Origin of the sequence: Streptomyces sp. NPDC059668, from assembly GCF_042734135.1 — a bacterium.
Taxonomy (GTDB): domain Bacteria; phylum Actinomycetota; class Actinomycetes; order Streptomycetales; family Streptomycetaceae; genus Streptomyces.
This window is the reverse complement of sequence record NZ_JBHWEL010000039.1, coordinates 24,955-39,087: the sequence shown is the minus strand read 5'-3', so window position 1 is coordinate 39,087 and position 14,133 is coordinate 24,955. Positions and strand designations below refer to the sequence as shown.

At 71.2% G+C, this 14,133-nt stretch carries 13 protein-coding genes; all 13 read right to left on the bottom strand.

The genetic code is table 11. The features are described 5' to 3' along the window. Positions 1–112: 112 nt before the first annotated feature. Entirely contained in the window at positions 113–229 is a 117-nt protein-coding gene (locus tag ACFV2J_RS25470; RefSeq protein WP_385088170.1) for a DUF6126 family protein, read from the bottom strand. 32 nt (positions 230–261) lie between these two features. Further along, the gene (locus ACFV2J_RS25465) at positions 262–915 is read right to left on the bottom strand and encodes a helix-turn-helix domain-containing protein (protein ID WP_385088156.1); all 654 of its coding nucleotides are present in this window, start codon (positions 913–915) and stop codon (positions 262–264) included. Positions 916–1,105: 190 nt separating this feature from the next. Continuing rightward, positions 1,106–2,506, bottom strand: coding sequence for an aspartate aminotransferase family protein (locus ACFV2J_RS25460; RefSeq protein WP_385088158.1), 1,401 nt, complete (start codon positions 2,504–2,506; stop codon positions 1,106–1,108). After that, positions 2,503–4,401 carry a 1-deoxy-D-xylulose-5-phosphate synthase gene (dxs, locus tag ACFV2J_RS25455; RefSeq protein WP_385088160.1) on the bottom strand — a complete coding sequence of 633 codons (1,899 nt, stop codon included), beginning with the start codon at positions 4,399–4,401 and terminating at the stop codon, positions 2,503–2,505. The genes ACFV2J_RS25460 and dxs overlap by 4 nt, the downstream gene beginning before the upstream one ends. Positions 4,402–4,429: 28 nt before the next feature. Further along, positions 4,430–5,587 carry a flavodoxin-dependent (E)-4-hydroxy-3-methylbut-2-enyl-diphosphate synthase gene (gene ispG, locus ACFV2J_RS25450; RefSeq protein ID WP_385088162.1) on the bottom strand — a complete coding sequence of 386 codons (1,158 nt, stop codon included), beginning with the start codon at positions 5,585–5,587 and terminating at the stop codon, positions 4,430–4,432. Positions 5,588–5,591: 4 nt separating this feature from the next. Next, the gene (hpnH, locus tag ACFV2J_RS25445; protein ID WP_148012166.1) at positions 5,592–6,614 is read right to left on the bottom strand and encodes an adenosyl-hopene transferase HpnH; all 1,023 of its coding nucleotides are present in this window, start codon (positions 6,612–6,614) and stop codon (positions 5,592–5,594) included. A gap of 5 nt (positions 6,615–6,619) precedes the next feature. Then, positions 6,620–7,261, bottom strand: a complete 642-nt coding sequence (locus ACFV2J_RS25440) for a 1-hydroxy-2-methyl-2-butenyl 4-diphosphate reductase (RefSeq protein ID WP_385088164.1) — start codon at positions 7,259–7,261, stop codon at positions 6,620–6,622. After that, positions 7,261–9,264 carry a squalene--hopene cyclase gene (gene shc / locus ACFV2J_RS25435; protein ID WP_385440749.1) on the bottom strand — a complete coding sequence of 668 codons (2,004 nt, stop codon included), beginning with the start codon at positions 9,262–9,264 and terminating at the stop codon, positions 7,261–7,263. The genes ACFV2J_RS25440 and shc overlap by 1 nt, the downstream gene beginning before the upstream one ends. A gap of 153 nt (positions 9,265–9,417) precedes the next feature. Next, positions 9,418–10,548, bottom strand: coding sequence for a polyprenyl synthetase family protein (locus tag ACFV2J_RS25430; protein ID WP_385440746.1), 1,131 nt, complete (start codon positions 10,546–10,548; stop codon positions 9,418–9,420). Then, on the bottom strand, positions 10,545–12,086 hold the full coding sequence (hpnE, locus tag ACFV2J_RS25425) for a hydroxysqualene dehydroxylase HpnE (RefSeq protein ID WP_385081675.1): 1,542 nt from the start codon (positions 12,084–12,086) through the stop codon (positions 10,545–10,547). Before hpnE ends, ACFV2J_RS25430 begins: the two co-directional genes overlap by 4 nt. Beyond that, positions 12,083–12,223, bottom strand: coding sequence for a DUF6380 family protein (locus ACFV2J_RS25420; protein WP_385081676.1), 141 nt, complete (start codon positions 12,221–12,223; stop codon positions 12,083–12,085). The genes hpnE and ACFV2J_RS25420 overlap by 4 nt, the downstream gene beginning before the upstream one ends. Continuing rightward, entirely contained in the window at positions 12,223–13,173 is a 951-nt protein-coding gene (gene hpnD / locus ACFV2J_RS25415; protein ID WP_153287594.1) for a presqualene diphosphate synthase HpnD, read from the bottom strand. Before hpnD ends, ACFV2J_RS25420 begins: the two co-directional genes overlap by 1 nt. Then, a complete protein-coding gene (gene hpnC / locus ACFV2J_RS25410) occupies positions 13,170–14,072 on the bottom strand; it encodes a squalene synthase HpnC (protein WP_385081678.1) in 903 nt (300 codons plus the stop codon). The genes hpnD and hpnC overlap by 4 nt, the downstream gene beginning before the upstream one ends. Positions 14,073–14,133: the final 61 nt, after the last annotated feature.

The following is a 14,133-nucleotide window of genomic DNA, read 5'->3' as shown; positions in this document are numbered from 1 at the left end:
CGCGGGGCGGGGCGCCTCCCCACCGCGACAGCCCCCCTCCCCCCCCCGCCCGGCCGCGCGCCCCCCCGCCCCCCCCCCCGCCGGCTCCCCGGATCTCCTGGCCCTACTGGTCCTACTGGTTCTGCGCGCCCAGCGTGAACAGCAGGTAGATGAAGGCCGCGAAGAGGTGGCCGACGGCGACGTAGATGATCAGCCGCACCCACAGCGCACGGGGCAACTTGTCCTCCATGGACCGCCGGGGGCCGGGCTCCGTGGGTTCGGTCATGACATCTCTCCCAAGTTCGGGTGCGCCGTCGCCGGGCCGAGGCACAGCGCGGCGGCGGGGCTCTGCAGCAGGGTGTGGACGAAGAGGAGATCGGCCCCCGCCTGGTCGGCGGCGGCTATGCGGTGCGGGGTCAGCGAGTCGAAGTGCGCGCTGTCCCCGGGTGTGAGCACCTGCGTGGTGTCCCCGAGACGCAGCCGCAGCCGCCCCTGGAGGACGTGGAGCCACTCCTCGCCGGGATGGACGCGCACGATGTCGCCCTGGGACCCGTACGGGACGTGCACCCGCAGCGCCTGCATCCCCCGGCCCGGGGAACCGGCCTGCCAGTAGGTCCAGCCGCCCGCCTCGGTCGGCTCCATGTCGGCGGCCCGGACGATGGCGTCCCGTTCGGCGACCCTCTCGCCCAGCAGCTCCGAGACCGTCGTACCGTAGATGCGGGCGAGGGCGAGCAGCATCGGCAGCGAGGGCTGGCGCTGTCCCGTCTCCAGCCGGGAGAGGTGGGCGGCCGAGAGTCCGGCGGCGCGGGCCGCGGCCTCCAGGGTCAGTGAGGCACGCCGGCGCAGCTCACGCAGCTGCGGCGCGACGACGGGCAGCACGTCGGCTGTCCCGGGCTCGGGCGGCGTGTCCGCCGCCCCCGGCTCGATGGGGCTCATGCACTCCATTGAGCCGCAGTATTGCCTCCTGGGCAAATTTATTGCCTCAGAGGCAAAGAACTCTCGGCGGCACTCTGTCCGGAGCCGGCTCGCCGCCCCGCGGACCGTCCCTCGCGCGCCGCGCGGTTCGGCGCGGGTCCTCCCCGTCCCGTCGGGCGGGCGGCGCCCGACGGAACCGGAAGGACATCGCCTAGCGGTTCGCCACCGCCTGCTTGACCAGTGTCTTCCCGAAGTCCCACATCAGCCCGCCGCCGCTGTGCGCGTCGTCCATCACGGCGACGAAGGCCTCCATGAACCGGTCCACGTCCCGCTCACCGACGATCAGCGGCGGGATCAGCTTGATCACCTCCAGGTGGTCCCCGGAGACCTGGGTGAGGATGCGGTGCCGCTGCAGCAGCGGGACGACGACCATCTGCGCGAAGAGCCCCTTGCGCGCGGCCTGCAGCATGGTCCAGCGGCTGCGGAGTTTCAGGGACTTGGGCCGCCCGAACTCGATGCCGATCATCAGCCCCCGGCCGCGGACGTCGCTGAGCAGCTCGTAGGTGTCGACGAGCGCCGCGAGCCGGGTCTTCAGCAGTTCTCCCGTGGCCCGCGCGTTCGCGACGATCTGCTCGTTCTCCATCACCGAGAGCACGGCGAGCCCGGCCGCCATGGCCTGCGCGTTGGCCCCGAAGCTCGCCGAGTGGACGAGGACCCGGTCCATCGACGAGTAGACCTTCTTGAAGATCCAGTCCTTGCCGAGGGTGGCTCCGACCGGCACATAGCCGCCGGACAGCGCCTTCGCCACGCACACCAGGTCGGGTTCCACGCCGTCCTCGTGCTGGTAGGCGTAGAAGTCCCCGGTGCGTCCCAGGCCCGTCTGCACCTCGTCCGCGATGAGCAGCGCCTTGTGCCGGTGCAGCAGCTCCTGGGCGGCGCGCAGATAGCCGGGCGGGGCCTCGTGCACGCCCTTGCCCTGGATGGGTTCGACGATGAGCCCGGCGACGTCGCCCCGCGCCAGCTCGCGGGCGAGCGCGTCGAGGTCGCCGAGCGGGACGGCCGTGTCGGGCAGCAGCGGGGCGAAGCCGTCGCGGAACCCGTCCTCGCCGTTCACGGACAGCGACCCGGTGGTGAGCCCGTGGAAGGCGTGGGAGCAGTAGAGGATCCTCGGCCGGCCGGTGGCGTACCGGGCGAACTTCAGAGCGGTCTCCACGGCCTCCGTGCCGCTGTTGGCGAAGAACACCCGGTCCAGGTGCGGGCTGTGGGTGAGCAGCTTCTCCGCCAGCAGCCCGGGCAGGGGCTGGCAGTCGAAGCGGGTGAGGTCGGCGAGCGAGGCGTCCAGGACGTCGTGCAGCGCCTGGCGGACCACGGGGTGATGGCGGCCCAGGCCCATCACCCCGAACCCGGCGAGCATGTCCAGGTAGTCGTTGCCGTCCGCGTCCCAGAAGTGCGCGCCCTCGGCCCGCTCGTACACCTTGTCGAAGCCGATGGTGTGCAGCATGCGCGGGAGCTGGTGGTTCAGGTACTTGGTGTGCAGCTCGTAGCGCTCGGCCCCGCGCTCGGCCAGCAGCGCGCCGAGGTCGAACTCCCGTTTCCCGGAAGGGGTGGTCATTCCTGTTTCTCCTTGGACAACTCGTCCTTGACGGCCAGGGCGGCCCCGATCCGCCCGGCGATCTCGACGGGCGTGAGCCCGATGTCGGCCAGCACCTCCGCGCGCTTGGCGTGCGCGAGGAACTGCTCCGGGATCCCGAACCTCCTTACCGGTACGTCCACGTCGGCGTCGCCCAGGGCCAGCGCGACCGCCGCGCCGACGCCGGCCGCCCGGCTGTTGTCCTCGACGACCGCCACGAGCCGGTGCTCGGCCGCGAGGCCGGGCAGGGCCGGGTCGACGGGTTTGACCCAGCGCGGGTCGACGACGGTGCAGCCGATGCCCCGGGCCTCCAGCAGTTCGGCGGCCTGGAGACAGACCGGCGCCATGACGCCGACGGCCACCAGGAGGGCCTGCGGGGTCGTGTCGGACCGGTGCAGGACGTCGAGGCCGTCCACCCGGTCGATCGCGGGGATCGCCGGGCCGACCGACTCCTTCGGGAAGCGGATGAGCGTGGGCGCGTCGTCGACGGCGACCGCCTCCCGCAGCTGCGCGCGGAGCTGGTCGGCGTCGCGCGGCGCGGCGATCCTGAGGCCCGGCACGACCTGGAGGACGGACATGTCCCACATGCCGTTGTGCGAGGCGCCGTCGACGCCGGTGACACCCGCCCGGTCCAGTACGAAGGTGACGCCGCAGCGGTGCAGCGCGACGTCCATCAGCAGCTGGTCGAAGGCCCGGTTGAGGAAGGTGGCGTAGACGGCGACGACCGGGTGCAGTCCACCCGTGGCGAGTCCGGCGGCGGAGACCGTGGCGTGCTGCTCGGCGATCCCGACGTCCCACACCCGGTCGGGGAACCGCTCGGCGAACCTGCCGAGTCCCACCGGGTGCAGCATCGCCGCCGTTATCGCCACGACGTCCTCGCGCTCCTCCCCGATCCGGACGATCTCGTCGCCGAACACCGACGTCCAGGACGGCCCGTTGGAGGGGGCGAGCGGCTCGCAGGTGAGGGGGTCCATCACGCCCACCGTGTGGAAACGGTCCTCCTCGTGCGCGAGCGCCGGTTCGTAGCCGCGGCCCTTCTCCGTCAGACAGTGGATCAGCACCGGTCCGTGGAAACGCTTCGCCCGCCGCAGCGCGGACTCCACGGCGCCGGTGTCGTGTCCGTCGATCGGACCGACGTACTTGAGCCCGAGGTCCTCGAACATGCCCTGCGGTGCGAAGGCGTCCTTGAAGCCCTTCTTGGCGCCGTGCAAGGACTCGTAGAGCGTGGGCCCGACGACGGGGGTGCGCAGCAGTACGTCCTTGCCCCAGGCCAGCACCCGCTCGTAGCTGTCCGTCGTCCGCAGGGTGGCGAGGTGGTTGGCGAGGCCGCCGATGGTCGGCGCGTACGAGCGTTCGTTGTCGTTGACGACGATGATCAGGGGACGGTCCTTCGCGGCGGCGATGTTGTTCAGCGCCTCCCACGCCATCCCGCCGGTCAGCGCGCCGTCGCCGATGACCGCGACGACATGGCCCTTCTCCCCCTGCACCTGGCGGGCCTTGGCGAGGCCGTCCGCCCAGCCGAGCGCCGTGGAGGCGTGGCTGTTCTCGATGATGTCGTGCTCGGACTCCTCGCGCGAGGGGTAGCCGGAGAGGCCGCCCTTGCCGCGCAGCTTGGAGAAGTCCTGACGTCCTGTCAGCAGCTTGTGCACATAGCTCTGGTGACCGGTGTCCCACAGGATGCGGTCGACGGGTGACTCGAAGACCCTGTGGAGGGCGATGGAGAGTTCCACCACCCCCAGATTGGGCCCGAGATGTCCACCGGTCCTGGCCACCGCTTGCACCAGGAACTCCCGGATCTCATCGGCCAGTTCACCGACCTCCGCCTCGGACAGCGCCTTCAGGTCGCGTGGTCCCCGGATGCTCTCCAGAATCGTCACGCTCGGGCCCCCTCTCGGTCCGTGCTCATCAACTCACGGTGACGGCCGGCTCCCCGGACCCGACGCCGTCGTTCTCCATCTGCTCGGCGATCTTCATCGCTTCCTCGATGAGGGTCTCGACGATCTTCGACTCGGGCACGGTCTTGATGACCTCGCCCTTGACGAAGATCTGCCCCTTGCCGTTGCCGGAGGCGACCCCCAGGTCCGCCTCCCGCGCCTCGCCGGGGCCGTTGACGACGCAGCCCATGACCGCGACGCGCAACGGGACCTCCATCCCCTCCAGACCGGCCGTGACCTCGTCGGCCAGCTTGTAGACGTCCACCTGGGCCCGCCCGCAGGACGGGCACGAGACGATCTCCAGGCGCCGCTGACGCAGGCCCAGCGACTCCAGGATCTGGATACCGACCTTGCACTCCTCGGCGGGCGGCGCGCTCAGGGAGACCCGGATGGTGTCCCCGATGCCCTCGGAGAGCAACGCGCCGAAGGCGACGGCCGACTTGATGGTCCCCTGGAACGCCGGCCCGGCCTCCGTGACGCCCAGATGCAGCGGGTAGTCACAGGCCGCCGCCAGTTGCCGGTAGGCGTTGACCATGACGACCGGGTCGTTGTGCTTCACCGAGATCTTGATGTCCCGGAACCCGTGCTCCTCGAAGAGGGACGCCTCCCACAGCGCCGACTCGACGAGCGCCTCCGGCGTCGCCCTGCCGTACTTCTGGAGCAGACGCCGGTCGAGCGAGCCCGCGTTCACACCGATCCGGATGGGCGTGCCCGCCTGGGAGGCGGCGCGCGCGATCTCCTTCACCTTGTCGTCGAACTGCTTGATGTTGCCCGGGTTCACCCGCACCGCCGCGCAGCCCGCGTCGATGGCGGCGAAGACGTACTTGGGCTGGAAGTGGATGTCCGCGATCACCGGGATCTGTGACTTGCGGGCGATCGTCGCGAGGGCGTCCGCGTCGTCCTGCGTGGGACAGGCGACCCGGACGATCTGGCAGCCGGACGCGGTGAGTTCCGCGATCTGCTGAAGCGTGGCGCCGACGTCCGACGTACGCGTCGTCGTCATCGACTGCACGGATACGGGTGCTCCTCCCCCGACCGCCACCGGTCCGACCTGGATCTGCCGTGACACACGGCGTTCCGCGATCGGTCGGACCGGCACCTCGGGGAGGCCCAAGGAAACGGCGGTCATGACGTCACCCGCGGCTTTCCGTGAACGTCTCGCGGGCGGCGCGCAGGGACTCCTTGAGGGAGCCCATGGTGGCGAGGACGGCGGTCGGCTCGTAGCCGCAGTGCGCCATGCAGTTGGCGCACCGGTCGTCCTTGCCGCGGCCGTAGGAGTCCCAGTCGGTCTCCTCCAGGAGCTGCTTGTACGTCTGCACGTACCCGTCGCTCATCAGGTAGCAGGGCTTCTGCCAGCCGAAGAGCGAGTAGCTCGGGATCGCCCACGCGGTGCACGGGAAGTCGACCTTGCCCTCCAGGAAGTCCAGGAAGAGCGGGCTCTGGTTGAGCCGCCAGCGGCGCCGGTTGCCGCCCGCGAAGGCCTTCTTGAACAGTTCCCGGGTCTGCTGGACGCCGAGGAAGTGCTCCTGGTCGGGGGCCTTCTCATAGGCGTAGGCGGGCGAGAGCATCATCTCGTCGACCTTCAGGTCGTCGTTGAGGTAGTTGAGGACCTCGATGACGGTCTGCGGGGTGTCGGTGTTGAAGAAGGTCGAGTTGGTGGTGACCCGGAAGCCGCGCCGCTTGGCCTCCTTGATGGCCTCGACCGCCTCGTCGAAGACGCCTTCCTTGGCCACGGACTCGTCGTGCCGCTCACGCAGCCCGTCGATGTGCACGGCCCACGCGAAGTACGGCGAGGGCTTGAACTTGTCCATCTTCTTGCGCAGCAACATCGCGTTGGTGCACAGGAAGACGAACTTCTTCTTGGCCACCAACTGCCGCACGATCTCGTCGATCTGCGGGTGCATCAGAGGTTCGCCGCCCGCGATGGACACCATCGGGGCGCCGGACTCCAGTACCGCGCCCACCGCCTGGGCCACCGGCATCCGCTGCTTCAGCACGCCCGCGGGGTGCTGGATCTTGCCACATCCCTCGCACGCGAGATTGCACGCGAAGAGGGGTTCCAGCTCGACAATCAGCGCGAACTTGTCCCGCTTCCTGAGCTTCTGTTCAAACAGGTATGCAGCGACCTTCATGGACTGCCGAAGTGGCATGGCCATCTGGCTCACCTCCGAGGGAGCAGCAAAGAACGGTGCCATTCAAAGAAAGCGGGAAGGATGGCACGGAGAACACGGAAAGCTGATATTCCACCGCGCACCGTGCCGATACGGACGAGTTCATGATCTGGAGCGTCCACGACCACCCGGACGGCCGCAACCGGACGTGGGCCCGCGCGGACGGCGCTGTGCAGCGTCGCCGCGGACTCCATGTCGACCGCGATGGCGCCGGTCGCGAACAGGTCCGACCGTTCGTGACCGCGGACGACGTGATCGGAGCCGGTGAGCGGCCCCGTGTGGACGGTGCGCCCGGGTACGGCGCGCACCAGCTCCTTGACCAGCAGCTCGGTGCCCACGCACGGAGTGCTGCCGCCCGGACCCCGGGTCTCCTCGGCGACCACCAGGTCGCCGGGGTGCATGCCCGGGGCGAGCCCCGCGCAAAAGCCCGTGGCCAGGACGGCCGCCTCGCGCAGGGCCGGGTCGGCGAGGGCCCGGTCCAGCGAGAGCTCGGCGGCCCTCGGCCCCATGCCGGTGCGCAGGACGGTGACGGGCCCGTCGGAACCGCTCCGGTCGCCGGTGCGCAGGGCGAGGTGCTCGATGCCGAGCGCGCAGGCGATCAGCAGCGGGGCCGGTTCGGGCTTCGTGCTCATCAACCCCCCTCCACCTCGGCGAACGGCTCACCGTGGACGTAGCGCCCGAGCGCGGTGAGCGGGAAGACCTGCCGGTAGAGGTGGTAGTTGATCGAGAAGTCCCACGGGAACCCGGTGCCGGTGAAGTACGGCTCGTCCCAGGAGCCGTCGGGCAGCTGGGTCTCCGCGAGCCACGCGACACCGCGTTCCACGGCCTTGGAGTCGCGCTCCCCGGCCGCGAGCAGCGCGAGCAGCGCCCACCCGGTCTGTGAGGCGGTCGAGGCGCCCCGGCCGCTCCACTCGGCGGCGTCGTCGTAGGACCGCAGGTCCTCGCCCCAGCCGCCGTCCTCGTTCTGCACGGTCTCCAGCCAGCCGACCGCCCGGCGGATCGCCGGGTGCGAGGCGGGCAGGCCGGCGGCCGTCAGCGCGGGCACCACCGAGCCCGTGCCGTAGACGTAGTTGACGCCCCAGCGCCCGAACCAGGAGCCGTTGGGCTCCTGTTCGGCGAGCAGCCACTCGATGCCCCGGCGGGTACGCGGGTCGTGCGAGAGGCCCTCCACCGCGAGCATCTCCACCACGTGCGCGGTGACGTCCGCGGACGGCGGGTCGATCACCTCGCCGAAGTCGCAGAACGGCAGCCGGTTGGGGAAGGAACTGGTGTTGTCGACGTCGAAGGCGCCCCAGCCGCCGTCCTTGGACTGCATGCCGAGGTTCCAGCGCACGCCGCGCCCGATCGCCTTCTCGACGCGTTCCGGGTCGTGGTGACGCACCCGCCGCAGCGCGAGGACCACCTCGGCGGTGTCGTCGATGTCGGGGTAGTTGTCGTTGTGGAACTCGAACGCCCAGCCGCCCGGCGGGAGATGAGGCCGTTTGACCGCCCAGTCGCCGGGTCTGACGATCTCCTCGCCGAGCATCCAGTCCGCGGCCTTGACCAGCTGCGGATGGTCGGCGGGCAGGCCCGCGTCGGCGAGCGCGATGGTCGCCAGGCAGGTGTCCCACACGGGCGACTGGCAGGCCTCGATCATCCGGGCGCCGTCCTCGCGCCAGACCGTGAAGCGGTCCAGGGACTCCAGTCCGGCGCGCATCACCGGGTGGTCGAGGTCGTAGCCGAGCAGGTGGAGCGCGATGACCGAGTACACCGCGGGCGGCTGGATGCCGCCCCAGCAGCCGTCGTTCTCCTGCCGTTCGATGATCCAGCGCGCCGCCGCGTTCATGGCGGCCCGGCGCAGCGGCCCCGGCGCGAACCTGCGGTACTGGTGCAGCGCCTTGTCCAGCCGCTGGAAGACGCCGTTCCAACTCGCCACGGGAGCAATGGGCATGACCGGGTTGGGATGGCCGGGATCGGTGTGGAGCTCGTCCAGCGGGAACGGCGCGGGCCGCACCGGTCGCTTCGCCGAGACGATGGTGAGCGGCACGATCGTCTGCCGCGCCCAGCATCCGAAGTCGTAGATGTTCAGCGGCATCCACTTCGGGAAGTAGATGAGTTCCGGCGGGAGTTCGGGGAGGTCGTCCCACTTCCACCAGCCGAACAGGGCGAGCCAGATCCGGGTGAAGACGCGGGCCGAGGCGATGCCGCCCCGCTCGCGGACCCAGGCGGAGGCCTTCGCCATGTGCGGCGCGTCGGGGGCGTCCCCGGCCAGCCGCAGGGCGACGTACGCCTCGACGGTGGCGGAGAGATCGCCGGGGCCGTTGTAGAACGTGGCCCAGGCGCCGTCCTCGCGCTGCTCGCCGCGGATGAACAGGCCGGCGGCGTACGTGGTCTTCGCGTCGAGGATTCCCAGGAACTGGCGCAGGAGCAGATCCTCGGCGTCCATCGTGACGTTCGTCTCGAGGTCGCCCTTCCACCAGCCCTCGGCGTCCTGCCGTGAGAGCAGGAAGTCGGTGGCACGCTGTATGGCGTGCTCGGCGGCGTCTCGGGTCTCGACTGTCCCGGCCGCCACGGGAGTCGTCTCTGGCTGGATTTCGCTGGCCGCGGCAGCGCGGGGCGGCAGTGCCCCGGTGCTTCCGTCGGTCGTCGCTGTCATGGCTTCCCCTTCGTGCAGTGGTACGTCTCTGCTGTGGGTCCGCCGTCGGCCGGTGCGTCGCTCTCATGGGGTTCCCCGTTCCGGTGAGGAGCGGGGAGAACCGGAGGGAGACACCGGCCGGCGACTACGCGAGGTTTATTCGACCGATAGCGATCATCTCTTTCGTACGACGACGAAGTCGGCGAGCGCCACGAGCTGGGCCCGCACCTGGTCGGACATCTCGACGGCGTTCAGGGCCTCGATGGCGATGGTGTGCTGACGGCGTGCCTCCTGGGCGGTCCACTCGCGGCCGCCCGCCTCCTCGATGAGCGCGGCACGGGCCGCGAACTCCTCCTCGGAGAAGTTCTCGAAGTCGCTGGCCTTCGCGTCCTCGGCGAGCAGCCGGCCGAGCCGCTCGGAGGCGGGGCCGCCCGCGGCGAGCGCCGCCACGACCGGCAGGGACTTCTTGCGCTGGCGCAGATCGCTCCAGGTCTGCTTGCCGGTGGCCTCCGGGTCGCCCCAGATGCCGAGGAGGTCGTCGACGGCCTGGAAGGCCAGGCCGAGGTGGTAGCCGTACCTCTCCAGCGTGTCGGCGGTGCGGTCGTCCGCGCCGCCGAGGACCGCGCCGATCGAGCAGGCGCAGGCGAGCAGGGCGCCCGTCTTGTTGCCCTCCATCTCCAGGCACTCCTCGACGCTGACCCGGTCGCGGTGCTCGTAGGAGATGTCCTGTGCCTGGCCGTCGATGAGGGCGCGGGTGGCGGTGGTCAGACGGCGGGTGGCGCGGCCGGCCTCGGCGGTGCCGAGTTCGAGGAGGACCTCGTTGGCCAGCGCGAACAGGGCGTCGCCGACCAGGATCGCCTGGGCGGGGCCGTGCACCTTCCAGACGGTGTCGCGGTGACGGCGCTGCTCGTCGCCGTCCATCAGGTCGTCGTGCAGCAGCGAGAAGTTGTGCACCAGTTCCACCGCGACCGCGCCGGGCACGCCGACCTCCGGGGCGGCGCCGGCGGCCTGCGCGGACAGGACGGCCAGCGCGGGGCGCACGGCCTTTCCGCCGTCGCCGTCCGCGGGGTTGCCCGCCGCGTCGATCCAGCCGAAGTGGTAGGCGGCGACGGTGTCCATGGGTGACGCCAGGCGGTCGACGGCCGCCTTCAGCACCGGTGTGGCCAGGGTCCGGCCGCGCTCCAGGAGCGCGGTCACGTCCACCGCGTCGGCAGCCGATCCGGCCGGGGGCACAGTGGGCACAGTCTCTCCTCTTGTTGCGGTACCGGGGGTGCGGGGGTCCACCGCGCGCTGCTCGACCCTCACCTGAGTCCACCTCGCGGTGAAGCGCCGGTGCCCGCCGGTGTTCGGCCGGACGCCCCGGGGGTGTTCCCCGCGACGGTGCGGGCCGTCTCCTCGAACGCGAGGAGGTGATCGCGGGGCCGGCCCAGGGCGCCCAGCGCGGCTCCCGCCGCACCGACACCACTGCGGACCGCGCTCTCCATGGTCGCGGGCCACCCGGTGGCGGTCCACGCGCCGGCCAGGTACAGGCCGGGAGCCTTGGTGCGGGTGCCGGGCCGCAGCCGCCCGACACCGGGGGCGGGGGCGAACGTCGCGGTGCGCTCCCGGGTCACGAAGAAGTCCTTCACCTCGGCGTCGCGGGCAGCGGGCAGCAGGCGCTCCAGCTCCGGCAGATAGCGCTCCCGCAGGACGGCGACGGGCTCGTCGATCTCGTGCTGTGCGGCCGACTGGGACAGGGCCAGGTACTGCCCCTCCCGCAGTCCGGAGGCCTCGGTGCGGTCGAAGACCCACTGGACCGGGGAGCCGAGCGCCGCGAAGAACGGACGGGTGAGCACCTTGCGGTCGTAGACGACGTGGACGTTGAGGATCGGCGCGGTGCCGATCTCCAGGAGCCGTTCGGGGGCGTCCAGCGCGCCCGCGGGCAGCAGGTCGTGCGCCTCCCGCTGGGGCACGGCGAGCACCACGGTGTCCGCCTCGATCGGCCCACCGGGAACCTGGACGCTCCAACGCCCGTTCTCGTTGCGGGAGATGGAGGTGACTCGTGTACGGACTTCGGTACGCACGCCCGCGGTGTCGAGCGCCTTGCGGGCCAGAGTGTCGTGCAGTTCGCCCAGCGGGACGCGCGCCCAGCCGATGTCGGCCGCGCCCGGGTCGGACAGCAGACCGGTCTTGAACACCATCGCGGCGAGCCCGAGCGACGAGTCGCCGGCCACCGCGTTGAGGGTGGCGACCCCCACCAGGTCCCACAGTGCCTCGACGGCACGCTCCGACTGACCGTGCCCGGCGAGCCAGCTGCCGAAGTTCTGGTCGTCGAGCGCCGGGTCGTCGAGGTCGAGCGCCTTGAGCGCCAGAGCGGCACGGCCGACCTTGGCACGCTCGGCGAGCGACAGATGCTGATACGTCGCCAGGCTGCGCGCGAGATGCAGCGGCACCGGCAGCGCGGTGCGGCCGATTCTGCCGAGCCGTCGCCCCGGAGTGCCCTCCGCGTCGAGAACGGGCACGTCGAGACGATCCTGCACCGGTGCCAGCGAGGTCGCGTCGATGCGGTCGAGGAACCAGCGGTAGGCGGTGCAGCAGCGCAGGTACACGTGCTGGCCGTTGTCCACGGTGAGCTCGCCGCGCTGGAAGGAGAAGGCCAGCCCGCCCAGCCGCGGCCTGCCTTCGAGCAGCGTCACACGCACCCCGGCGTCGGCGAGCGAGAGCGCGGCGGTGATCCCGGCGAGTCCGCCGCCGACCACCACGGCGGACGTGCCGGGGCCCGCCGGGCCGGCGGCCGTCCCCGGGCGGTCCGAACCGGCCGGACCGTCCTCGTCCGGCTCCCCCGGTTGCGTGGCCTCGCTCATCGTGCGCCCTCCCCCTTCGGCCCGCCGCGGTGCTCGAACGGTGTACGACCGGCCGTCGCAGTCAGGGACGCCGCGGACCACCGGAGGGTTGCGTGTCTTCTTGCTCCGGCGGAATCACCTTGGACCGGATTGTCCATCAGGTGCGCCTCCTGACGGTGCGCCGGGACACGTGCCGCGCGTCCAGGCCGGACAGGCCGCGTACCGCGACGTACGCCTTCTCCCGGCCGGGCAGCGAGACGCGGCCGCGCAGCACGGCCTCCGGCTCCCGCTCGATGCGGTCCAGCAGCCGCCGGTAGATGCCGGCCATGGCCGCGACACAGGCGCCGCTGCGCCGGTCCAGCATGGGAAGCAGCCGGTAGCCCTCCGCGAAGAGGGTGCGGGCCCGTCTCACCTCGAAGTGCACCAGGCCCGCGAAGTCCGAGCCCTCCGGCGGCGTCGGCCCGTCGAACCCGGCCGAGCAGCCGAACTTCGCGAGGTCGTCGGCGGGCAGATAGGTGCGCCCGTCCCCGGCGTCCTCACGGACGTCCCGCAGGATGTTGGTGAGCTGGAGCGCGAGCCCGAGCGTGTCGGCGTACTCCGGCGCGCGTTCCGCGCCGCGCGCCCCCGGTTCCGTACCGAACACACCGAGCGAGAGCCGCCCGATCGCCCCGGCCACGCACCGGCAGTACACCTTCAGGTCGTCCCAGGTCTCGTACGTCTCACCGCGCACGTCCATCAGGACGCCGTCGATGAGCTCGTCGAGGCCGCCGAGCGGCACCGGGAAGTACGCCGCGGTATGGCTGAGGGCGACCGCGACCGGGTCGGTGTCGTCCTCGTCGACCCGGCCCTCGCGGACCCGGGTGAGCAGCGCCCTGGTGTCCTGAAGACGGGCCGCTTTCACGTCCGGCGCCAGTGTGCCGTCACCGATGTCGTCCACACGCCGTGAGAACGCGTAGAGCGCCGACATCGCACGACGCTTGGGCGTCGGGAGAAGTCGGATGCCGTACGCGAAATTACGCGCCTGCTGACCGGTCACTGCCTCGCAGTAGCTGTAAGCGGCGAGTACCGGTGCGGACACGTGTTGTTCCGACTCCACGGTCCGGATCACCCCTTTCCTCGCAGAGTCACTCCCACCTCGCGCAGCAACTGGAGCTTGCCGGGCTTGGGCGGGCCGGGAAGTACGTCGTATTCAGCGGCGGCAATCGCACGGATTGCCGCCCTTCCCCCCGCCACGAACCCCGCGAGCAGCAGCTTCAGCCTGCCGTGGACGCTACCCACGAGGGGGGTGCCTTCATTCAGGAGGTGGAGCGCGCGTTCTGCTTCGTATGCAACCAGTGCGCGCACCGATGCGCCTGCTGTGGCCGTGGCGAGGTCCGCCTCCTGGACATGGAAGCGCTTCATGTCCTCGGCGGGCAGGTAGATGCGGTCGCGGCCGAGGTCCTCGGCCACGTCCTGGAGGTGTTCGACGATCTGGAGCGCCGTGCACACCGCGTCGGAGCGGCGGATCCGCTCGGGCGTCGAGGTGCCGGTGACCGAGAGGACCAGGCGGCCCACCGGGTTGGCGGACAGCTCGCAGTAGGCCAGCAGGTCGTCGTAGGTCTCGTACCGGGTGACGAGCTGGTCCTGGCGGTTGGCCCCGATCAGCGCCAGGAAGGGCTCGGGGGTGAGGCCGGCGCGGCGGACCGTGGGCCGCAGGCGGCGCAGCAGCGGGTGGAGCGGGATCGAATCGAACACGCGGTGGAGGTCCGCTTCGAGGGCGTCGAGGAGGACGAGACGGTCCTCGGCCGTCTCGGGCGGCACGCCGAGCAGTCGGGCGTCCGCGCCGCCGGGGGCGAGATCGCCGTCACCGATGTCGTCGACGAGGCGGGCGAAGCCGTACACCGCCATCAGGTCGTCGCGCCAGGCCCTGGGCAGGAAGAAGGGCGCGACGGGGAAGTTCTCGTCCGCGGCCTTGTCGAGGGTGCCGCGCTCCGGATCTCCGGTGCGGGCCGTCCCGGCTTCGGTCACCGCTCGCCGCCCGGCGCGGAGACGGCACACGCATCGCGGAGCTGGAGAGTTTCCGTAGCCA